General features: G+C 65.1%; 19 protein-coding genes and 3 tRNA genes. 12 read left to right on the top strand and 10 right to left on the bottom strand.

Going from position 1 to position 21,051, the window contains the following annotated elements; translation table 11 throughout:
• A partial coding sequence (locus BT173_RS14595) for an SMI1/KNR4 family protein (RefSeq protein ID WP_175545610.1) occupies positions 1 to 602 on the top strand: 602 nt, incomplete at its 5' end.
• On the opposite strand, the gene BT173_RS14590 is transcribed toward BT173_RS14595, so the two are convergent.
• Entirely contained in the window at positions 599 to 1,057 is a 459-nt protein-coding gene (locus BT173_RS14590) for an NAD(P)H-dependent oxidoreductase (protein WP_072429394.1), read from the bottom strand. The genes BT173_RS14595 and BT173_RS14590 overlap by 4 nt on opposite strands.
• A gap of 47 nt (positions 1,058 to 1,104) precedes the next feature.
• Between BT173_RS14590 and BT173_RS14585 the strand changes: the two genes are divergently transcribed.
• The 4 genes from BT173_RS14585 to BT173_RS14570 all read left to right on the top strand — a co-directional run bounded on the left by BT173_RS14585 (position 1,105) and on the right by BT173_RS14570 (position 6,772).
• A complete protein-coding gene (locus BT173_RS14585; RefSeq protein ID WP_072429393.1) occupies positions 1,105 to 2,553 on the top strand; it encodes a bifunctional ADP-dependent NAD(P)H-hydrate dehydratase/NAD(P)H-hydrate epimerase in 1,449 nt (482 codons plus the stop codon).
• A gap of 80 nt (positions 2,554 to 2,633) precedes the next feature.
• Positions 2,634 to 3,935: a tryptophan--tRNA ligase gene (locus BT173_RS14580; protein ID WP_072429392.1), complete on the top strand. Its 1,302-nt coding sequence runs from the start codon at positions 2,634 to 2,636 to the stop codon at positions 3,933 to 3,935.
• A gap of 155 nt (positions 3,936 to 4,090) precedes the next feature.
• The gene (locus tag BT173_RS14575; protein WP_072429391.1) at positions 4,091 to 5,032 is read left to right on the top strand and encodes a substrate-binding domain-containing protein; all 942 of its coding nucleotides are present in this window, start codon (positions 4,091 to 4,093) and stop codon (positions 5,030 to 5,032) included.
• Between the two features lie 150 nt (positions 5,033 to 5,182).
• Positions 5,183 to 6,772, top strand: coding sequence for a methyl-accepting chemotaxis protein (locus tag BT173_RS14570; protein ID WP_072429390.1), 1,590 nt, complete (start codon positions 5,183 to 5,185; stop codon positions 6,770 to 6,772).
• A gap of 59 nt (positions 6,773 to 6,831) precedes the next feature.
• Here BT173_RS14570 and BT173_RS14565 read toward each other — a convergent pair whose 3' ends face one another.
• The gene (locus BT173_RS14565; RefSeq protein ID WP_217651476.1) at positions 6,832 to 7,752 is read right to left on the bottom strand and encodes a peptidylprolyl isomerase; all 921 of its coding nucleotides are present in this window, start codon (positions 7,750 to 7,752) and stop codon (positions 6,832 to 6,834) included.
• 203 nt (positions 7,753 to 7,955) lie between these two features.
• Between BT173_RS14565 and BT173_RS14560 the strand changes: the two genes are divergently transcribed.
• The 4 genes from BT173_RS14560 to BT173_RS14540 all read left to right on the top strand — a co-directional run bounded on the left by BT173_RS14560 (position 7,956) and on the right by BT173_RS14540 (position 12,855).
• Positions 7,956 to 9,137 (top strand): GGDEF domain-containing protein, encoded by a 1,182-nt coding sequence (locus BT173_RS14560; protein WP_175545609.1) that lies wholly within the window; start codon positions 7,956 to 7,958, stop codon positions 9,135 to 9,137.
• A gap of 75 nt (positions 9,138 to 9,212) precedes the next feature.
• Complete coding sequence (locus BT173_RS19050; protein WP_084658652.1) at positions 9,213 to 10,649, top strand: DNA-3-methyladenine glycosylase 2; 1,437 nt, start codon at positions 9,213 to 9,215, stop codon at positions 10,647 to 10,649.
• On the top strand, positions 10,646 to 11,155 hold the full coding sequence (locus BT173_RS20080; protein WP_072429388.1) for a methylated-DNA--[protein]-cysteine S-methyltransferase: 510 nt from the start codon (positions 10,646 to 10,648) through the stop codon (positions 11,153 to 11,155). The genes BT173_RS19050 and BT173_RS20080 overlap by 4 nt, the downstream gene beginning before the upstream one ends.
• Before the next feature lie 86 nt (positions 11,156 to 11,241).
• On the top strand, positions 11,242 to 12,855 hold the full coding sequence (locus BT173_RS14540) for a methyl-accepting chemotaxis protein (protein WP_072429387.1): 1,614 nt from the start codon (positions 11,242 to 11,244) through the stop codon (positions 12,853 to 12,855).
• A 79-nt stretch (positions 12,856 to 12,934) separates the two neighbouring features.
• Here BT173_RS14540 and BT173_RS14535 read toward each other — a convergent pair whose 3' ends face one another.
• The gene (locus tag BT173_RS14535; RefSeq protein ID WP_217651475.1) at positions 12,935 to 14,455 is read right to left on the bottom strand and encodes a CoA-acylating methylmalonate-semialdehyde dehydrogenase; all 1,521 of its coding nucleotides are present in this window, start codon (positions 14,453 to 14,455) and stop codon (positions 12,935 to 12,937) included.
• A gap of 49 nt (positions 14,456 to 14,504) precedes the next feature.
• On the bottom strand, positions 14,505 to 15,851 hold the full coding sequence (aptA, locus tag BT173_RS14530) for an omega-aminotransferase AptA (RefSeq protein WP_072429385.1): 1,347 nt from the start codon (positions 15,849 to 15,851) through the stop codon (positions 14,505 to 14,507).
• A gap of 181 nt (positions 15,852 to 16,032) precedes the next feature.
• Here aptA and BT173_RS14525 point away from each other — a divergent pair, with 181 nt between their 5' ends.
• A complete protein-coding gene (locus tag BT173_RS14525) occupies positions 16,033 to 17,415 on the top strand; it encodes an aminotransferase-like domain-containing protein (protein ID WP_072429384.1) in 1,383 nt (460 codons plus the stop codon).
• Here BT173_RS14525 and BT173_RS14520 read toward each other — a convergent pair.
• Positions 17,412 to 18,119: a type 1 glutamine amidotransferase gene (locus BT173_RS14520; RefSeq protein WP_072429383.1), complete on the bottom strand. Its 708-nt coding sequence runs from the start codon at positions 18,117 to 18,119 to the stop codon at positions 17,412 to 17,414. The genes BT173_RS14525 and BT173_RS14520 overlap by 4 nt on opposite strands.
• 109 nt (positions 18,120 to 18,228) lie before the next feature.
• Positions 18,229 to 19,020 carry a substrate-binding periplasmic protein gene (locus BT173_RS14515; protein WP_072429382.1) on the bottom strand — a complete coding sequence of 264 codons (792 nt, stop codon included), beginning with the start codon at positions 19,018 to 19,020 and terminating at the stop codon, positions 18,229 to 18,231.
• Positions 19,021 to 19,160: 140 nt separating this feature from the next.
• Between BT173_RS14515 and BT173_RS14510 the strand changes: the two genes are divergently transcribed.
• Both BT173_RS14510 and BT173_RS14505 read left to right on the top strand, forming a co-directional pair.
• Positions 19,161 to 19,236, top strand: a tRNA-Asn gene (locus BT173_RS14510).
• A 126-nt stretch (positions 19,237 to 19,362) separates the two neighbouring features.
• Positions 19,363 to 19,438 (top strand) — tRNA-Asn (locus tag BT173_RS14505).
• A 58-nt stretch (positions 19,439 to 19,496) separates the two neighbouring features.
• Here BT173_RS14505 and BT173_RS14500 read toward each other — a convergent pair.
• The 4 genes from BT173_RS14500 to BT173_RS14485 form a co-directional block, all read right to left on the bottom strand.
• Positions 19,497 to 20,102, bottom strand: coding sequence for a 3'-5' exonuclease (locus tag BT173_RS14500; RefSeq protein WP_373279671.1), 606 nt, complete (start codon positions 20,100 to 20,102; stop codon positions 19,497 to 19,499).
• Between the two features lie 99 nt (positions 20,103 to 20,201).
• A tRNA-Pro gene (locus tag BT173_RS14495) sits at positions 20,202 to 20,278 on the bottom strand.
• Positions 20,279 to 20,329: 51 nt separating this feature from the next.
• Positions 20,330 to 20,731, bottom strand: a complete 402-nt coding sequence (locus BT173_RS14490; protein ID WP_072429380.1) for a MerR family transcriptional regulator — start codon at positions 20,729 to 20,731, stop codon at positions 20,330 to 20,332.
• Positions 20,700 to 21,014, bottom strand: coding sequence for an integration host factor subunit alpha (locus BT173_RS14485; RefSeq protein ID WP_072429379.1), 315 nt, complete (start codon positions 21,012 to 21,014; stop codon positions 20,700 to 20,702). Before BT173_RS14485 ends, BT173_RS14490 begins: the two co-directional genes overlap by 32 nt.
• Positions 21,015 to 21,051 lie beyond the last annotated feature (37 nt).

The raw sequence follows: 21,051 nt of genomic DNA, 5'->3' as shown, positions 1-21,051 counted from the left end.
CGCTGGCGGCAGAGCAGGCGCGGCGCGCGGAACTGGCCGCGCTGCCGCCCCTGCCCATGGCGCAAGCCTGGGCGCAGCTGGAAGCCTGGCTCAAGCAGGAGGAGCCGGCGCTCTTGCGCAGTCTGGGTAAGCCAGCCAGCCCCGAGGCGCTGGCCGAGCTGGAGGCCAAGCTCAAACTCAGCCTGCCAGACGACTTCAAGGCTGCGCTGAGCGTGCACGATGGCCAGAAGGGCGAGGAGCCGCTATTCGAGGGCGAGTTCTTCCTGAGCGCCAAGGGCATGCTGTCGCAGTGGCGCACCTGGACCAAGCTGATGAAGTCGCCCGATATGGCCGAGTGCAGCGGCGCGCCGGATGAGGGCATACGCCCCGATTGGTTCCACCCGGCCTGGATTCCCTTCACCCATGACGGCATGGGCAACCACCTATGCCTGGACCTTGCCCCGGCCGAGGGCGGCCAAGTCGGTCAGGTGATCCGCGTCTGGCACGATGAGGACGAACGCCAACTGATCGCGCCAAGCTTCGCGGTGTGGTTCAGCAGCTTTGTGCGCAGCCTGCCGAATGAGGATGATGCAGCGCCAGGGGCGGCAGAGCACGCGGGCTAGAACACCCCTAGCACCAGGCCGCCGGCCAGGCCCTGGCCGATATCATGGGCGGCCTGCAGTGCGGCCGGGTCGGCCGGGCCGCGTACGATCAGTGGCTCGGCCACGGGCTTGAGCGGGTAGCCACGGCAGATACGCTCAACTGCCGTGGCGGCGCCGCTACCGTCATTGCCGGCCGCCACGATCAGCGCATAAGGGCGGCCTTCGACCCGGCCCTGGGCTGGATAGAAGGTGCGGTCGAAGAAGTCCTTCAGCGCGCCGGCCATATAGCCGAACTTTTCCGGGGTAACAAAGAGCAGCGCATCGGCGGCCAGCAGCTCAGCCAGGCCCGCGTCCAGCGCGCGCAGCAACTGCGCATCCACCGCTTCGGTCTGGGCGCCAGCCAGCGCGGCCTGGGCCAAGGCATACACCGGGCCCAGCTCGGTCTGGCCGGCTTGCAGAATCAGCAGTCGTTTCATCACCGCTCCCCACTACAATCGGGGCATCCCCCTGCCCCTGGTGCACCATGTTCTACCCAGTTGCCCAACTCAGACAAATCGAACAGGCCGCCCTGGCCCAGGGTCTGCCGCTCATGCAGCGCGCCGGCCAGGCCGCGGCGGGCTTTATCGCCCAGCGCTTTGGCCCACAGGCACGCGGGCTGGTGCTGGTGGGGCCGGGCAATAATGGTGGTGATGCGCTGGTGGCGGCGCGGCGGCTGCATGAGCTCGGTTTTGCGCTCGATGTGCTGATGCCGGCCGGCCCCGAGCCGCTGCCAGCCGATGCGGCGCAGGCCTGGCAGGATTGGCTGGCCGTGGGTGGCAGCGCGCTGCACAGCCTACCGGCCCAGCCCTATCAGTTTGTGCTGGACGGCCTGTTCGGCATCGGCCTGAACCGCGCACTGGCCAGCGAGTGGACGGACTTGATCGACGCGGTGAACGCACTGGCCCTACCCACGCTGGCGCTGGATGTGCCGAGCGGCATCCTGGCTGATAGTGGCGCCCAGCCCGGTGCGGCCATTCAGGCAAGCTGGACGCTCAGCCTGATCGGCACCGTACGCGGCCTCTTGACCGGCGCGGCCTGCAACCACGTGGGACAACGCCTGCTGGCTACGCTCGGCCTACCCGACTCTCTGCTGCCTGCCGGCAGCCTGGCCGACTGCGCGCAATTGGCTGCCCAGTGCCGACTTAGCCGCCAGCCCGATAGCCATAAGGGCCGCTTTGGCACACTGGTCATTGTAGGTGGGGCGGCCGGCATGGCCGGCGCGGGCTTGCTGGCTGGCCGCGCGGCGCTGCATGCCGGCGCCGGCAAGGTGATCGTGCATCAGCTCGACCCGGACGGACCGCGCTACGACCCCTGCCGCCCCGAGCTGATGCTGCGCCAATACACGACCGCGCAGGATCTGCAGGCCGATGTGCTAGTGGTCGGCCCAGGCCTGGGCAACAGCTCAGCCGCCGCCCAGGCGCTGCAGCAGGCGCTGGCCACGTCGCTGCCGCTATTGCTGGATGCCGATGCGCTCAACCTGCTGGCCAGCGATACCGGGCTGGGTGAGGCAGTCGCGCAGCGCGCGGCGCCCTGCGTGCTGACGCCACACCCGAGCGAAGCGGCGCGGCTGCTGGCCTGCAGCACCGTCGATATCCAGGCGCAGCGCTTTGATGCGGCACAGGCCTTGGCCGAGCGCTACCAAGCCACCGTGGTGCTGAAGGGCGCCGGCAGCCTGGTTGCGCAGCGCACGCGCATGGCGGTGAATACCGCCGGCAGCGCGGCCCTGGCCAATGCCGGCCAGGGCGATGTATTGAGCGGCCTGATCGGCGCCCTGCTCGCCCAGGGCCTGGATGACTGGCAGGCCGTTAATCTGGGTGTATGGGCGCATGCCACGGCCAGCGATGCGCAGCGTGCGCGCACTGGCAGCCTGGTGACGCTGGCCGATGATGTAGCCGAGCAGGTAGGCCGTGTGCTCGCGCGCCATCAGTGTTAACAGGCCCTAGGCCGGCATAGCCACCCGAGGGCTTGGCAAGCTAGACTCGCGGCCTGCTTTGAAGTCTGAGGACCTGCACCATGACCACCCGCGTTCTGACCGGCATCACCACCACCGGCACGCCCCATCTGGGCAATTATGTCGGCGCGATTCGCCCGGCCATCGAAGCCAGCCGCCAGCCTGGCGCCGAGAGCTTCTTCTTCCTGGCCGACTACCACGCGCTGATCAAGTGCGATGACCCGGCGCGCATTGCCCGCTCGCGCCTGGAAATCGCCGCCACCTTCCTGGCAGCCGGCCTCGATACCGAACGCGTGGTGTTCTACCGCCAGAGCGATATTCCCGAGATTCCCGAACTGAACTGGCTGCTCACCTGCGTGACCGCCAAGGGCCTGATGAACCGCGCCCATGCCTACAAGGCGTCCACCGATGCCAATGAGGCAGCCGGCGAAGAGAGCGACCAGGGCGTGACCATGGGCCTGTTCTGCTACCCGGTGCTGATGGCGGCCGACATCCTGATGTTCAACGCCCATCAGGTGCCGGTGGGCAAGGACCAGGTCCAGCATATCGAGATGGCGCGCGATATCGCCCAGCGCTTTAACCACCTGTTCGGTGCCGGGCGCGAACTGTTCGTGCTGCCCGAGGCACGCGTGGATGAGGAGATTGCACTCTTGCCGGGCCTGGATGGCCGCAAGATGAGCAAGAGCTACGACAACACCATTCCGCTGTTTGCCGGTGGCGCCAAGGGCCTGAAGGAGGCGATTGCCAAGGTGGTGACCGACTCGCGCCTGCCTGGCGAAGCCAAGGACCCGGACAGCAATGCGCTGCTCACCCTGTTCAGCGCCTTTGCCAGCGCCGAGGACACCGCCGCCTTCCGCGCCGAACTGATCGCCGGCCTGGGCTGGGGTGAAGCCAAGCAGCGCCTGTTCGAACGCATCGAAAGCCAGATCGGCCCGATGCGCGCGCGCTACGAGGCGCTGATCGCCAACCCGGCCGAGATCGAAGCCGCCTTGCAGGCCGGTGCCGCCAAGGCCCGTGCGATTGCCGCGCCCTTCCTGGCCGAGCTACGCGCCGCGGTCGGCCTGCGCAGCTTTACTGCGGCTGCAGCGAACGCCAAGCCAGTGGAAGCTGCCAAGGCCGCCCTGCCGCTGTTCAAGCAATATCGCGAAGCAGACGGGCGCTTCTACTTCAAGTTCAACGCCGCCGATGGCCGCCTGCTGCTGCAAAGCCAGGGCTTTGAGCAAGGCCGTGAGGCCGGCCAGTGGGTTGGCCGACTGAAGGCCGAGGGTGTGGCAGTGCTGGCCAGCCTGCCCGGCCAGCTGGGCGAAGGCGTAAGCGAGGCCGAGCTGGCCGCCGCCCTGCAGCAACTGGCCGACGCCGCCTGATTGCAAGCCTGCCGGCCAGCACCGCTGGCCGGTCTGCGCTATATATTGCCTAGGCAGCCGTTTTCTTGGCGCCAAGCGTGGCAGCAGGCAATCAGCACAGCGCATGGCACCGCTTGGAAACCGCCGCCAGTCCGGTCCTCTCTGCGAGTCTGAGTATGCTGAGCCTGCTCCGCAAAACCCGTCTTCTCTTGCTCTCCTGCTGCCTCTCGACACTACACGCGGTGCAGGCAGGCGAAATCGGCCTGGTCGGCATCGATACCGCCTCGCTCGCCAACCCCTTCTTCAAAGCCATCGTGCGCGGCGTACTGCATGCCGCCAAGGCGCACGACCCGGCGGTCGAGGTGATCACCCTTCAACATGAGTACGATCCGCAGCGCGAGGAAAGCAATCTGCGCCATCTGATCGCGCGGCGCGTGCGCCTACTGATCACTTCCTCGGCCGGTAGCGCGCGAGTAGACAAGCTGCTGCACCAGGCGCGCCAGCAGGGCAGTGTGGTAATTGCCGTCGATGTGATCGCCCCAGGCGCCCAAGCCACGGTAATGACCGATAATCGCCAGGCTGGTGAGATCGCCTGTCACTATCTGGCCGAGGCCATGCAGGGTAAGGGCCAGCTGGCCATACAGGGCGGTCCGCAGGTGTCCTCGGTTATCGAACGCATCCAGGGTTGCAAAGCAGCACTCGCGCACTACCCAGACATTGCGCTGCTGCCAACGGAGCTTGATGGTCGAGCTTCGCCCTCGGGTGGCCATGCCGCCACACAGACTCTGCTCAAACAGCATCCCAATGTCGCCGGCATCTTCACCATCAACGACCGCCAAGCGCTGGGCAGCGATAGCGCGCTGCGCGCAGCCGGGCGCCGCGATGTGCTGATCGCCAGCGTGGATGGCTCACCTGCTTTCGCCGAGGCGCTGCCGCGCAGTGACAATCTGCTCGCCTCCGCCACCCAGGACCCATTCAAGATGGCCAAACGCGCGGTGGAAATCGGCGTGGCCATGCTGGCAGGCCGCCCGGCCCCGAGCACGCCAGAGCTGATCGCGCCCGGTCTGCTGACCCGCGACAATCTGGCTCAATACCAAGGCTGGCTGGCCAATCCCTAGGCCTACGGCCCGCACGCCACACGGCTCATTGGCAACTTGCACGACTTGGCTGCAGCTTGCGTTCGGGCTGGCTATAACACATTCGGTGCGTTGCACGTAGCCAGTTGAAAACGGTTTCGGCACGCCTTCATACGCTCAGGAGAGGAAGCCATGCGCAAGAACCTGCCGGTTACGGAGGAAGAGCGTCTGCTCGACCCCAAACGTCCCATCGTCACCAAGACCGATCTGAAAGGCGTGATTCGCTACGCCAACCCCGCCTTTATCGATATCAGCGGCTTCAGCAAGGAAGAGCTGCTGGGCAAACCGCACAATGTGGTGCGCCACCCCGATATGCCCCCCGCAGCGTTTGAGGACATGTGGCAGACCATCAAGGCCGGCCTGCCCTGGCGCGGGCTGGTGAAAAACCGCAGCAAGGATGGCGCGCACTACTGGGTGGAGGCGTATGCCACACCTTTGTACGAAAACGGCGAGCGAACCGGCTATATGTCGGTGCGCAATGCGCCAAGCCGCCAGCAGATCGACGAAGCGAACCGGCTATATGCGGCGGTGAATGCCGGCCAGGCCAGCTTCCCGGCCACTCGCTACCCGAAAGATGTGTCGATTGCCTGGCGCCTCGGTCTCTTGGTAATGATCCCGGTGCTGCTCAGCGTGATCAATCTGCTGGTGGAGAACCAGAGCGCCCATATCGGTCTGACCCTACTGGCCCTGGCCGCCAGCGTGGGCCTGGGTGGCTGGACCTGGCGCGGCGTGGTCGTGCCGCTGCAGCGGGCCAGCCAAGCCCTGCGCAAGCTCGGTGAGGGCGAGTTCAAACACAGCGTGGACACCCGCGCGGCGGGCGAATTTGCTCCGCTGCTGCTCGGGCTCAATTCCATGGGGGTCAATCTGCGCGCCATCATCGCGGATGTGGTGTCGGCAGCCGATAGCGTGGGCGAGCAGGCCAAGGAACTGAGCGCGCGGGTGACCGAACTGGCCGATACGGTCAAGGAGTCGGCCGACGGCATCAACTCACTCGCCGCTGCGCTCGAGCAGCTGTCGACCTCGGTATCGGAAATCTCCGAGGCCACCGCGCGCAGCTCCAACCATGCCGATACCGCCAGCCAGCTGGTGGATGATGGCGTGGAACAGATCGGCAGCTCGGCGCACGCCACCCAGCGCGTGGTCAGCACGGTGGCCGAAACACAGAATGTAATCGATCAGCTGCGCGTATCGATTGCTGCCATCAACCAGGTCACCCGCACCATACGTGAGGTGGCCGAGCAGACCAATCTGCTGGCCTTGAATGCCGCCATCGAGGCGGCGCGGGCCGGCGAGCAGGGGCGCGGCTTTGCCGTGGTGGCCGATGAGGTACGCAAGCTGGCCGAGCGCACCGGCAGCAGCACGGCCGAGATCAGCGGCACCATCCAGAATATCGAGGGCAATACCGCCTCAGTGCTCAGCTCCATGCAGCAAGCAGCCGAGGCCGTTCAGCACAGCACGGCGATGATAGACCAGAGCAGCACCAAGCTCGGTCAGATCAAGCAGGCCAGCAATGGGGTGTCGTCCTCGGCCCAGGATATCGCCGTCATGCTCAAACAGCAGGACAGCACCACGCAGCTGCTCGCGCAGAGCATGGAAAAGATGAGCGCGCTGGTGGAACGCAATAGCGTGAATATCGGCGCGGTCAACCAGTCGGCGCGCATGCTGGCCGGCACGGCCAGCGATCTGTACAGCCTGCTTGCGCAGTTCCAGGGCAAGCTCTAGGCACTCACCCGGCACGCCAGCCCCGCCCTGCGGGGCTTTTTCATGCCGGCTGCGACCGCTCAACCTGCCGGTGTCGGCTTAGCGCGTACGGGCGGGTAGAGATTGCACACATTCACATGCTCGGCGCTGTGCACATACCAATCGCCGCTGGCATGCCGGCGCGCCTCCACCCAGCGCTGCCAGGTGGCGGTGTCGGTACGCAGCAGCTCCAGCGCCGGGCGCTCGGCTTCCGGCACATCGGCCAGCAGGCGCGCCTGGCTGATCGGCACCCGCTGCTCGGGCTTCTCATAAAAGCCGAGCGGGCCAGTACCACGCGGCAACGCGGAGAGCGCTTCGATACCCTTGAGCACCCGACCCACCACAGTGATATTGAGGTCGAGCGCGCGCGGCGCCTGGCCGATAATCGTGTACAGACTGCTGCCATTGCTGCTGTCCACCGCATTGCCGCGCCCGGCGCCGATCACGCCATAGCAGTGCGGAATCCAGGCCCGGCCGGTCTTCGGGTTGGCCGCCACCGGCATGCCGTCCAGAAAGCCGGTGATCGGTGCGTAGCCATCGACATCCTTGAGGCGGGCAATCGGCAGCTTGGCGAGTGGGATCGAGAACTCCGCCGGCAGCTTGGCCTCGGCACCACCGAGCGGCTTGAGCTTCTCCGGTTCTTTCTCTTCATCCACCGGGTCGCCCCACTGGCTGACGAAATTGTCCTGCACCCGTATCACCGCCAGGCCGTCGAAATAGCCTTCGCTGACCAGTTTGCGGATATTGGCGGCATGGCGGGGCGCGAAACGCGGCGCCAGCTCGAAGATCACCGTGCTGCCATTCACCGTCATCAGCACCGTATTCTGCGCATCCAGCGCGCGCCAGTCGCTGGGCTGGGATTGCTTGAGCACCTCGGCCGGGCTCAGTGTGCTGGGCTTGGCCGCGTGGGCAAGGCCCAGGAGCGGCAGGATCAAGGTGAAGCGGAAAACAGACGACAGCACAGCATTCTCCTCAAACGTTGGGGGGCGCGAATGATCGGGCAGAAGCATGGCAGCCCGGCTGGGCGCAGCATGCCATGCGCGCAGATAAGACAGAAGAGCACCCTAGCCGCCTAAGGCCCGCCGCTTGGATGGACCCCACGGCAAGCCAGCAGCTATAGTGGCCCCATTCCCAAGCAGGCCCCACCCGCTGACGCATGCACCTCGTGTCCATCGATATCCCTACTCTGGCCCTGTGCCGCGGCCTGCTGCTCATGCTGCTGTCGGCGCTGCTGTGGTTTTCGATGCGCTACGACCGCGATGTCAGCGGCCCCGGCTTTTGGGCGCTGGGCTTTGCGCTGAATGGCCTGGCGATTCTGACCTTCCTGTTTGACCAGCCCTACCTTGTTCCCATCCTGAACCTGACCAACCACCTCGCCACCGGCCTCGCCTGCTGTGCGCTGCTGTTCGGGTTCTGGCGTTTCAATCTGCAGCCACCGCAATGGGGCGTGCTGGGCGTCATCGCCATCCTGCCGCTGATTGGCCTGCTCATCAGCAACGATCTGGGGCGCAATGCCCTGCTGCGCGTGCTGTTCACCGCCAGCGCCCAGCTGGTGTTCTATCTGGCGCTGCTGCAGCTGCTACTCAAGCCATTTCGTGCCGAGATCGGCCAGCTGTTTGGCTGGCTCAGGGTATTGATCACCCTCTTCCTGGTGTTCTTTGCCTGGCAATACGGGCAGATCGGCGCCCGCTATCTGGAACTGCAGGTCGATACACCGAATGTGCTCTACAGCGGCATATTTGGCATCGTCAGCCTGATGTTCACGCTGACCTTTGCGATTGCCTGCATCGCCTTGCAACTGGTACGCATCTCGGCCGGCTTTGCCGATAGCGCCATGACCGACTGGCTGACCGGACTGCTGAATCGGCGCGGCCTGAGCATGCTGGCTGAACAGGACGACGCGCGCCGCCACCGCGACGACAGCACCAGTGCGGTGATCTGCTTCGATATCGACCATTTCAAGCTGGTGAATGATCGCTTTGGCCATCCGGCTGGCGACCAGGTGCTCAAGATGCTGGGCAGTGTGATTCGCAGCAATATTCGCGGTCACGATATCGCAGCCCGCCAAGGGGGCGAAGAGTTCAGCGTGGTCCTGGTTGGTGGCGATGAAAGCCAGGCCATCCAGGTCGCCGAACGTATCCGGCAGGATTTCAGTACGCGCAGCCTGAGTTTGGGGCTGGCTCTGGAAGAAAAACTGACCGTCAGCGCCGGCGTGGTGCAGGTGGTGCGCGACCGCACCATCCTGCAGGCCCTCGATGCGGCGGACATTGCGCTGTATGCCGCCAAGCGCGCCGGGCGCAACCGGGTCGTGGCAGCCTCGTCCTTGGCCAGTGCCAGTGGGCGCTAGCCGCATCACCGGCCCGGCAATTCCAGCGCAAGAAACGACAGTCACCGCACAGCAGCCCGGTTTAGACTGCCGGGCATGGACGACACCGCCCGCTACCAAGCCATTCTGCAACGCGACCGCAGCCAGGACGGCCAGTTCCTGACCGGGGTGCTGAGTACCGGCATCTACTGCCTGCCCTCCTGCCCCGCGCGCAAACCGCGTTTCGAGCATGTGCGCTTCTTCGCCAGCGAGGCCGCGGCCCAGGCGGCCGGTCTGCGCGCCTGCAAGCGCTGCCAGCCCGATCTGTTCTACCGCGGCCAGCCAAGCGGCGAAGCCTGTTACGAGGCGCTGCGCGCCCTGCTGCGCGACGCGCCGGCCGCGCCCGGCGATGTGAATGCGCTGGCCGCACGCACCGGCGTCTCGCGCCGCACCCTGCATGCGCTATGCCGCGAACACGGCCAGACCACACCGGCCCGCCTGCTGCGCAGCGCGCGGCTGGACTGGGCCGCCGACACCCTGCTGCGCAGCCAGGACCATGTGGCGGATATCGGCTATGCCGCAGGCTTTGCCAGCGAGGCGGTGTTCCACCGCCAGTTCCGCCAGGCCCACGCGCTGACGCCAGCCGCCTACCGCGCGCTCGGCCACAGCACGCACTTCACGCTCAGCCTGCCCAGCGCTTACCGCAGCGAGGAAGTACTCGCCTACCTGGGCCGCGACGCCCAAGGCCCGGCCGAGCGGCGCGATGGCCAACAACTCTGCAAAGCCGTATTGCTGGATGGCGAGCCGTTCCGGCTCAACCTGCATCTGGATGGCGCCAGCGCGCACTGCAGCGTGGCGGGCGCCCAGTCGCCCAGTGCGGCCCAGATGCGTGCCGCGCATCACATGGCCTTACGCTGCCTGGGCCTGAACGGCCAGGTGGCCGGCTTCGAGCGCAGCGCGCGCCAACACCCGGCACTCGCGCCGCTGCTGGCACGCCGCCCCGGCCTGCACTTCCCGCTCTCGGCCACCGTGTTCGAAAGCCTAGTGTGGGCGATTGTCGGCCAGCAGGTCAATCTGGCCTTCGCTGCCACCCTGCGCCGCGTGGTCATCGAGCTGGCCGGCCAGCCGGCTGGCGAGGGCATGCTCGCCCATCCCAGCGTGGCGGCCGTGGCAGCGCTGGACCCGGCCACGCTGTGCACGCGCCAGTTCTCGCGCAGCAAGGCCGCCTATCTGGTCGACACCGCGCGCTACCTGCTCGAGCACGGCATCGATATCGAGCAGCTGCCGCACTGGTCCTTCCCGGCCGCCCTGCGCCGCCTGACCGCCATTCGCGGCATTGGACCGTGGACCGCCCAGTACACGCTGCTGCGCGGCGGCGGCTTTGCCGACTGCGTGCCCGTGGGCGACGCGGGCCTGACCGCCGCACTGCAACGTCAGTTCCAGCTGGGCGAGCGCCCGAAGGCCGAGGCCACCCAGGCGCTAATGGCGCCGTTTGCCCCGTGGCGCAGCCTCGCCACCGCCCATCTGTGGGCCAGCCTGAGCGATAAGCCATGACACACTACTACGATCTGATCGCCTCCCCGTTTGGTCCCATGCTGGCCGTGGTCGACGCAGCCGGCGCGCTGACCCAGCTGCATTTCAATCCCTCACCCAAAACCTATGCCCGGCTAGGCGACGCCCAAGCCGATGCAAAGCGCCTGGCCGAGGTGCGCCACCAGCTTGGGCAATTCCTGGCCGGCACACGTACCGTCTTCGAACTGCCCTTGGCGCCCGAGGGCAGCGCTTTCCAGCAACAGGTGTGGCAGCGCCTATTGGCCATTCCCTATGGCGAAACCCGCAGCTATGGCGAGCTCGCGCGCGAGCTGGGCGACCCGAACTTGAGCCGCGCCGTCGGGCGCGCCAATGGCAGCAATCCAATTGCGCTGATCGTGCCCTGCCACCGCGTGATCGGCGCGGATGGCTCGCTAACCGGTTATGCGGGCGGCCTGCCGCTCAAGCAGGCGCTACTGGCCTTCGAGCGCGAACACCGGCCGGGGCCGCAGGGGCTGCTGGCTTTCTAGCCTGGACAGCGCCGCAATCGGCGCTTGTCGCTACCAGCCCGGCCCGCTACAAACAATGGGTTAGCTCACTTCCGGGAGTCCCCATCATGCGCATCGCCCACAAGCTGATCCTGGCTTTTGCCATCCTGGTCGTACTGGTTCTGGCCATGGGAGTGGTGGGAATCAGCTCATTGGCCCATCTGGACCATGCCCTGCTGCATGTGACCGACGATGCCTTGCCCGGCGTGCGCTATTCGGGCGCCATGCGGGCCGAGGCCATCGATTTCCGTAATCGTGAAACCCAGTTTCTGATTGCGAAAGATGCCGAGGAAATACGGGAGGTGGCTGGCCGTCTGGGCAAGAACCTTGAAGCGCTGCAGGGTTTTGAGCAGGCATATGCCAAGTACCTCAGTTCCGAGGAGGAAAGGACGCTGTTCAGCGGCTATCAGGCACAGCTGGCTGCCTATCTGGCCACCCACAAGGCCTTTCGTGCGCTGGTGGAGCGCGGCGATCAGGAGGCCGCGCTGGCCTTCTTCCGCGGTGAGGGGCGTAAGGGCTTTCGCAGCTTTTTGCCCACCGTGGACCAACTGGTGGAATTCAATGTAGCCAGGGCCGGTGCGCTCTCGCAGGCCGCCCACGAGGACTATGCCGCTGCGCGCACCCGGCTGATCGCCATCGTGGCAGTGGTCACGCTGCTCGCCTTACTGCTTTCCTACCTGATTGTGCGCAGCATTACCGGCAAGCTGGGCAATCTATCCGGCACCATTCGCGCCATTCAACAAGACCTCGACTTCACACGGCGGGTGCAGGTGGAGGGAAATGATGAGGTAGCGGCGACCGCCAAGGCCTTCAACAGCCTGGCCGAAAGCGTGCAAGGCGTGCTCAGGGGGGCCGACCGTACCAGCGACCAGCTGATCGCCATGGTGCAGGACCTGAGCAGCTCGGCCCGCCAGGTATCAGATGGCTCACGCCAGCAAAGCGATGCAGCCGCCAGCATGGCCTCAGCGGTTGAACAGCTGTCCACCAGCATCAGCCACCTGGCCGACAGCGCCCGGGAGGCCATGAATTTCTCGGTGGAGTCGGAACACCATGCCAACGACGGAGCCCAGGTCATCGACAAGGCTGTGCGCGAAATGGGCGAGATCGCCACGGTCATCCGCCACACCGCGGATTCGATCCGTGAGCTGGACCAGCGCTCCGCCGAGATCGGCAGCATTGTGCAGGTGATCCGCGAAGTGGCCGATCAAACCAATCTGCTGGCCCTCAATGCCGCCATTGAAGCCGCCCGTGCCGGCGAGCAGGGTCGCGGCTTTGCGGTGGTGGCCGATGAGGTACGCAAGCTAGCTGAACGCACCACTGCCGCCACCGGCGAGATCAGCCACAAGATCAGCGGTATCCAGCGCTCCGCCCAGCAATCGATGCTGACCATGGGCAGCGCGGTAGAACGGGCGGCCAGCGGGCTGGAACTGGCCCAGGCAGCGGGCAGTACCGTCAACACCATCACTGCCGATGCGCTACGGGTGGAGGAACAGGTCCAAACCATTTCCAGCGCGCTGAAGGAACAGGACCAGGCCGGCCACCAGATTGCCGAGGCCGTGGAGCAGATTGCCAATATGGTGGAGCGCAATAGCGCTTCGGCTGAGCAGACCAGCCGCTACGCGCTTGATCTGTCCGATATTGCCCTGGCCATGCGTCAGGATATTGCACGCTTTCGCGCCTAGGCCGCCTGGTGGCCTGCAGTCCAGAAACAAAGCCCCGCACCAGGCGGGGCTTTTTTTGCGGGTGACGGCTTTAACCACCTTACTTCATGGTCGGCATCACAAACTCGGCACCCGAGCGGATCGACTGCGGCCAGCGCGCGGTCACCGTCTTCAGGCGCGTGTAGAAGCGGATGCCCTCGGCGCCGTAAGCGTGATGGTCGCCGAATAGCGATGCCTTCCAGCCGCCAAAGCTCATAAAGGCCATCGGTACCGGAATCGGCACATTCACCCCCACCATGCCGACCTGGATGCGCGCCACAAAGTCGCGCGCCGCATCGCCGTCGCGGGTAAAGATGGCGGTGCCATTGCCGTAAGCGTGCCCATTGGTGATGCGGATCGCCTCCTCGTAGGAATCCACGCGCACCACGCACAGCACCGGGCCGAAGATTTCTTCCTGGTAGATCTTCATCTCGGTGCGTACGCCGTCGAACAGCGAGCCGCCGAGGAAGAAGCCGCTTTCGCAGCCCGCCACCACATGATGGCGGCCATCCACCACCAGCTTGGCACCTTCGGCCACGCCGGCGTCGATATAGCCGGCCACCTTGGCCTTGTGCTCGCGCGTGACCAGCGGGCCCATTTCCACATCGGCCGAGGAATCCCAGGCGCCGATCTTGAGCGTCTGCACCTTGGGCGCGAGCTTGGCGATCAGCGCGTCGGCCGTGGCATCACCCACCGCCACCGCCACCGAGATCGCCATGCAGCGCTCGCCAGCCGAGCCGTAGGCGGCGCCCATCAAGGCATCCACCGCCTGATCGAGGTCGGCGTCGGGCATCACCACCATATGGTTCTTGGCGCCGCCCAAGGCCTGCACGCGCTTGCCCTTGGCCGTGCCGCTCGCATAGATGTATTGCGCAATTGGGGTGGAGCCGACAAAGCTGACCGCCTGGATGTCTGGGTGATCGAGGATCGCATCGACCGCCACCTTGTCGCCCTGCACCACATTGAACACGCCATCGGGCAAGCCAGCTTCCTTCAGCAAGCGCGCCAGGATCAGGGCGGTGCTCGGGTCGCGCTCGCTCGGCTTGAGGATAAAGCTATTACCAGCCACCAAGGCGAGCGGGAACATCCACATCGGCACCATGGCCGGGAAGTTGAACGGGGTGATGCCGGCCACCACGCCCAGCGGCTGGCGCAGGCTATAGCTATCGACTGCCGTGCCGACATTCTCGGCAAACTCGCCCTTCAACAGATGCGGCGCGCCGCAGGCGAATTCGACCACTTCGAGGCCGCGGATCAGCTCGCCATGCGCATCGGCCTTGACCTTGCCATGCTCGCTGGCAATCGCCGCGACGATCTCCTCGGCATGCTTTTCCAGCAATTCCTTGAACTTGAACATGACGCGCGCGCGGCGCAGCGGCGGCGTGGCCGCCCAGGCCGGAAAGGCTGCCTTGGCGGCGGCGACGGCAGCAGCAAGCTCGGTCGGCATGGCCAGTTGCACCCGCGCGCTGACTTCGCCAAACGCCGGGTTGTACACATCGCTGAAGCGGCCCGATTGGCCGGCCACTTCGGCGCCATTGATCCAGTGGTGAATGGTCTTGCTCATGGAGAGGGTCACTTTCATATCGCCCGCCCTCCGCAAGGGATGGCGGGCCTTGCATTAGCAGGAAGTTTTAGCCGGCGGCGCGGATCGAATCGCGCAGCACCTCGGTCATGCGGCTCAGTTCGTCAGGTGTGGAGATAAAGGTCGGGCCCATGGCGATGATGTCGCCGGTAAAGCGGAACAGCACGCCGCGCTTGAGCGCCTCTTCGAACACGCGGATCGCCCGCAGGCCGGGCTTGCCCTCGATCGGCGCGAGTTCCACCGCAGCGGCCAGCTGGCAGTTGCGGATATCGATGATATTGGCCTCACCCTTCAGACCATGCACGGTCTCTTCCAGGCTGCGGCTCAGGCTGTTCACGCGCTGGTAGATATCCTCCTCGGCGATCACATCGAGCGCGGCATGCGCGGCGGCCACCGCCAGCGCATGGCCCGAATAGGTGTAGCCATGGAAGAACTCGACCATATGCTCGGGGCCGGTCATGAAGGTGTCGTAGATCTGCTTGGTGGCAATCACGCCGCCCATGGGCACCAGGCCGTTGTTCACGCCCTTGGCAAAGGTGATCAGGTCGGGTGTCACATCCCAGTGCTGGGCGGCAAACGGCTTGCCCATGCGGCCGAAACCGGTGATCACCTCGTCGAAGATCAACAGGATGCCGTGCTTGGAACACAGCTCGCGCAGGCGCTTCAGATAACCCTTGGGCGGCACGATCACCCCGGCCGAACCCTGCATCGGTTCGACGATGACCGCAGCAATGGTGGACGCATCATGCAGCGCCACCAGCCGTTCGAGCTCATCGGCCAGGTGCGTGCCGTAATCGGGCTCGCCGCGGCTGAAGGCCATTTCCTTCAGATTATGGGTATGCGGCAGATGGTCGACGCCCTGCAGCATGCCGGCGGCAAACATCTTGCGATTGGCCACCATGCCGCCGACCGAGATGCCGCCAAAGCCGACGCCGTGATAGCCCTTTTCACGCCCGATGAAGCGGGTGCGGTGCGCCTCGCCACGCGCGCGGTGGTAGGCCAGTGCCATCTTCAGGGCGGTATCGACCGCTTCCGAGCCCGAGTTGCAGAAGAACACATGCTCGAAGCCAGCCGGTGCCGCCTCGGCAATCCGTTCGGCCAGCTTGAATACGCCCGGCGTACCCATCTGGAAGGCGGTGCCATAGTCGAGCACATCGAGCTGCTTTTTCACCGCTTCAACCAGCTTGGGGTGGCGGTGGCCAAGACCGCAGCACCATAGACCAGACAGTGCGTCGTACAGCTTATTGCCCTCGGTGGTCCAGTAATAGCTGCCCTCGGCACGCGCCAGCAGCCGGTTGCTGCGGTGTTCGGCGCTTTGCTTGTAGTAGCGGTTATGGCTGAACGGCATCCAGTAGGCGTCCAGGTCAAGTTCGGCATCGAGTGCATTGGCGGCCATCTTGGTCTCCCGGGCAGAAAGTGTAATGATCTGTATTGGCTGCGTACTGGTAAGCGCGGTGCGCGATAGCCGCAGAACTGCCTGCAGTATCTCGCTGGCTTCCCCAGATCAGCCAGATACACAGCCCCCCTTGCCGTGGCGAGATGTATTGCGACCCAACCCAGTACAGTGAGCGAAAACCATGCTGCAGCTCGACCCCAAGGCGCTGGCGCCGCTGACCGAACAGATCGTGCAGGGCCTGATCGCCAAGATAGAACGCGGCCTGCTGAATGAAGGCGTACGCCTGCCCTCGGTACGCGGCCTGGCCCAGAGCTGCGGCGTCAGCCCGTTTACCGTGGCCGAGGCCTATAACCGCCTGGTGGCGGCAGGCTGGATACAGTCGCAGCGCGCACGCGGTTACTTCGTGGCCGCCCGCGCGCCCTTACGCAGCCCGCCACCGCGCGCGCCGGTGGATGAGGACTGGCTGCTCAGCCGCGTGTATGAAGACCGCGAGCTGGCCCTGCAGGCGGGCGGCGGCTGGTTGCCCCCCGACTGGCTGTATGAGGACGGGGTGCGCAGCGCGCTACGCGCCATGGCGCGTGCACCGGCCGAGGTGCTGGCGGGCTACGGCCACCCACAGGGCCTGCCCGAGCTGCGCCAGCATCTGCAATGGCGGCTTGCCCTGCGCGGCATCGAGGCACCGGCCGATCAGCTGGTGCTGACCCACGGCGCCAGCCAAGGGCTGGACCTGGCCCTGCGTCTCTTGGTGCGGCCTGGCGACACGGTACTGATAGACAGCCCCGGCTACTCGACCCTGATCGCCGCCCTGCTTGGCCACGGCGCGCGCCTCTTGGGCGTGCCCAGGCTGGCGAACGGGCCGGATGTGGCCGAGCTGGCCCGCCTGGCCGCCGAGGCCCGCCCGGTGGCCTTCTTCACCAATAGCGCGCTGCACAACCCAACCGGCACCACCACCAGCCCCGCCACCGCACACCAAGTGCTCAAACTGGCCGAGCGCTGCGATTTCCGGGTGATTGAGGATGATCCGTTTGCCGATCTATTGACCACGCCCGTGCCAAGCCTCGCCAGCCTGGATGGGCTGCAGCGGGTCATCTATCTGGGCAGTTTCTCCAAGACCCTGTCGCCCGCCTTGCGCCTCGGTTACTTGGCGGCCGATGGGCAGACGGTGGCGCGCGCCACCCAGCTGAAGATGAGTGCCGGCCTGACTGGCTCGGCCATCATGGAGTCGGCCGCGCTGACCATGCTGACCGATGGCCATCACCGCACCCATCTGGACCGCCTGCGCGAGCGCCTGGCCGAAGCACACAGCCGGGTAAGCCGGCGCCTGGGCGAGCTGGGCTGGCAGGTCTTCCATCCGGCCAGCGGGGGATTATTCCTGTGGGCACAGGCACCGGCCGAACTGGATGTGGACACTCTGACAGAGCGCGCCGCCCAGGCCGGCATTGCACTGGCCCCCGGGCGCTTCTACCTGCCGGAAGGCGGCAGCAGCCGCCATTTCCGCTTCAATGTAGCCTGGAGCGATAACAGCCGCCTGTATGGCTGGCTGGCGGCACAGCTCGGCCGCTAACGCCGCCCTGGTAGGCCGCGCGCCCATTCGTGGTAAATGGCCGCCGCCACCTGCTGGCTCTGCGCGACCCGCGCGGTCAGATCGGGCAATAGCGCGGCAGCCTGCTGCACGGCCGGAGATTGGCTGTGGATGAGCTCATCATGGCCTTTATCCAGCCAGAGGCGGATCTTGGCCTCATCGACCTCGCAGTGAAACTGCATGGCCAGATGCTTGCCAGCATATTCAAACGCCTGGTTCGCACAGTAAGTGCCGCAGGCCACGCGCATGGCATCGGGCGGAATGGAAAAGGATTCACCATGCCATTGGAACAGGTTGGCACTGGGCAGCCCACCGAACCAGCGTTCAGCGCCCGCCTCGGCCTGCAGCTCGCTCCAGCCTATCTCCACATGCTCGGCCGCCCCCACCTCACCACCCAGCGCCACGCTCATCAGCTGGCCACCCAGGCAATGGCCAATGACCGGCCTATCCAGCGCCACCGCCTCGCGGATCAGCGCAATCAGCTGCGGGTAATAGGGCAGCGCGTCATTGGCGCTCATCGGCCCGCCCAGCACGCACAGGCCGGCATAGTCATCCATGCGCTCGGGCAGATGCGCATTATCGAACAGGGGGAACACCCGGTAGGGCAGATTCTGCTGTTCCAGCCAGGTAGCGAAATAGGCCGGACCATCGTCAGCCACATGCTGAACTATCGCAATCGGGCGCATGCCGATCTCCTTGTGGGCGAGTTGTAGCCGGCAAGTCTGCCACCCACCGCGCGAACTGGCGACACGTGACCTATCCTGCCAGCCGCAACAGCCAAACTGCAGAGCACCATCAACCCGACCGGGGCCGATGGTATTGGCGCTCGCGGGCAAGCTCAGCGCCCAGATAGCGGGCCATCATCTGCTCAAACAGCCCCTCATCACGGATCGCCTCCAACTCCCGGCGCAAGCGGGCCAGATCGTCGACGGATAGCACACGCGCATCCAGAGCTACCCCGACAGGCAGGCTGCGGCTGCCCGGCACCGGTAACACACGCACTGCCACCTTGGCCGGCGACTGATCGAAATACCAGCGGTACACATAGGCATTGCCGAAAGTTGCGGCAATGCGGCCCGCCTCCAGCTTGCGATACACGGTCTGCGCATCGACCGAGATATCCACGCGGCTGGGCGGCAAGCTGGCCAGCAGGCGGTCGACCTGGGCGCCGTAGGTAACGCCTCGGATCACGCCAAACACCAGCCTGGATTGCTTGAGCGCATCGGCCAGGCTGTTTACGCCGCTATCGGCGCGTAATACCAGCTCCATCGGCTCCTTGGCCAAGGGCACGAACTGCTGTTCATGTACAGGCGACGGCAGCGTACCGACCGGCCCACGCAGGGCCGACGGTCGTATCGGCGCGATGGCACGCGCACGCTCGGCCGGCAGCGCTTCCAGCAGCAAGATGCATTGGCTACGCCGCGCCAGCTCGCGGTACAGATCCGGATAGAAGCCCCGCACCTGGCCGGACGCATCGACAAAACTCGCATAACCGAGCGGAATCACCGTCAGTCGATACAGGCAGCGCGCCGACACCGGCAAGAGCGCCAGCAGGCAGCACAGCACGCCCAGACAACGCAAGCGCATAACACTCCCTCATCACTTAGTAATCCCTATAACTGCTAACAGCATAGCCAGCCAAGCGCCGCGCCAGCGGCCTAATCCATACCGCGCCGCGCAAAAAAACTTTGACAAGGCCAGCGCCGGCCGGTATCTTGCGCCTCCTTTCCTCGATAGCTCAGTCGGTAGAGCGCCGGACTGTTAATCCGTAGGTCCCTGGTTCGAGCCCAGGTCGAGGAGCCAGACGCAAGTAAAAAGCCCAGTTCACGCTGGGCTTTTTACTTTTCCAGTCCAGCCTGGACCGCCTGGGAAAGAAATTTGCTTCAGGCTTTGACAGCAGGACCATCTGCCGGTATCTTGCGCGTCCTTTCCTCGATAGCTCAGTCGGTAGAGCGCCGGACTGTTAATCCGTAGGTCCCTGGTTCGAGCCCAGGTCGAGGAGCCAGATGTAAACAAAAAGCCCAGTTCACGCTGGGCTTTTTTGTTTTTGGCATGAGCAGCGCCTAGGCCGCAGCCAAGGCCTGCTGCAGGAAGGCCGGCACCTTGGCCGCACTGAGCTGGCTGATCCGCCGCAGCAGCGCAATCTCAACCGCCTGCTGAGCATAAGCAACACAGAGGCGCTGCGTGAGCTGCACCAGCAGCCGGGCCGACACCTCGGCATCTGCCTCCGCCCTATGCGCCCGCCCCTGAAAGCGCAAACCCAGTGCGCCAGCCAAGCGCGATAGCGAGTAGCTTGCCTGCCCGGGCAACAGACGCCGCGCCAGCAACAAGGAACACAGCCAACCCTCACTCCCCGCATCCCAGCCTTGGCGTGCATATTCGGCCTGCAGGAATTTGGCATCGAAGCTGGCGTTATGGGCCGCCAGCGCATCCGTGCCGATAAAGTGCCGCAACTCAGCCAGCACCGCCTCAACCGACGGGGCCTGATTCACCATCTCCTGACTGATACCGGTCAGCGCCGTGATCTCTGCCGGGATGCGCACACCGCAGTTCACCAGCGAAACAAAGCGCTCGGTAATCTGGCCATCGATGATGCGCAAGGCGGCCACCTCGGTGATGCGCGCGCCCTGAGCAGGGCTCAATCCAGTGGTTTCAAAGTCCAGCATCACAACGGCCTGCTTGAGCAAGGGCACTCCTCTGTGCGGCCAGGATGGCCTGAAAATGCAAAAGGCCCGACAACATAGTTGTCAGGCCTTTTTTGTATTACTTGGTCGGAGCGAGAGGATTCGAACCTCCGACCCCTTGCACCCCATGCAAGTGCGCTACCAGGCTGCGCCACGCTCCGACTCGAAGGAGGCCGGATTATACCCGACTTTCCGCAGCTGACAAGCGCAAGTCAGCTGGCAAGAAAATCACGTAGCGACTCCAGCTCACGGCGCATGGCCAAGGCATCCAGGCCTGGCTGGCCCGGCTCCTCCACCAACATGCCATGTTCAAGCTGCCCATGCTCAGCTGCATCCAGCGCCTGATGTTCGAGGCGATTGCGCGCACCACTGATGGTGAAGCCTTCTTCGTACAGCAGCGTACGGATACGCCGCACCAGCAGCACCTCGTGATGCTGATAGTAGCGACGATTGCCGCGCCGTTTTACCGGGCGCAACTGGGTGAATTCCTGCTCCCAGTAACGCAGCACATGCGGCTTCACGCCACATAGCTCGCTGACCTCACCAATGGTGAAGTAGCGCTTCGCCGGTATCGGCGGCAGCTCAGACCTCGGCGACGAGCTTTCCGTCTGCATAATTATCTTCCACCATGCCCTTCAGCTTTTGGCTGGCGTGGAAAGTGACCACGCGACGGGCGGAAATCGGAATCTCTTCGCCCGTTTTGGGATTGCGGCCCGGGCGTTGCGGCTTATCGCGCAGCTGGAAATTGCCAAAACCGGACAGCTTGACGCTCTCCCCGGCTTCCAGCGACTGGCGGATCTCCTCGAAAAAGGCCTCCACCATGTCCTTGGCCTCGCGTTTATTGAGGCCGACCTTGTCAAATAGCAAGTCGGCCAGTTCAGCTTTGGTCAGTGTCATATTTCGGTATTCTTGAAGCGGATTTCGTCGCGGAATG

The sequence above is a fragment of the Chitinimonas taiwanensis DSM 18899 genome (assembly GCF_900119825.1).
Lineage (GTDB): Bacteria > Pseudomonadota > Gammaproteobacteria > Burkholderiales > Chitinimonadaceae > Chitinimonas > Chitinimonas taiwanensis.
The sequence above is the reverse complement of the archived record's forward strand: the minus strand, read 5'-3'. Positions and strand labels throughout refer to the sequence as shown.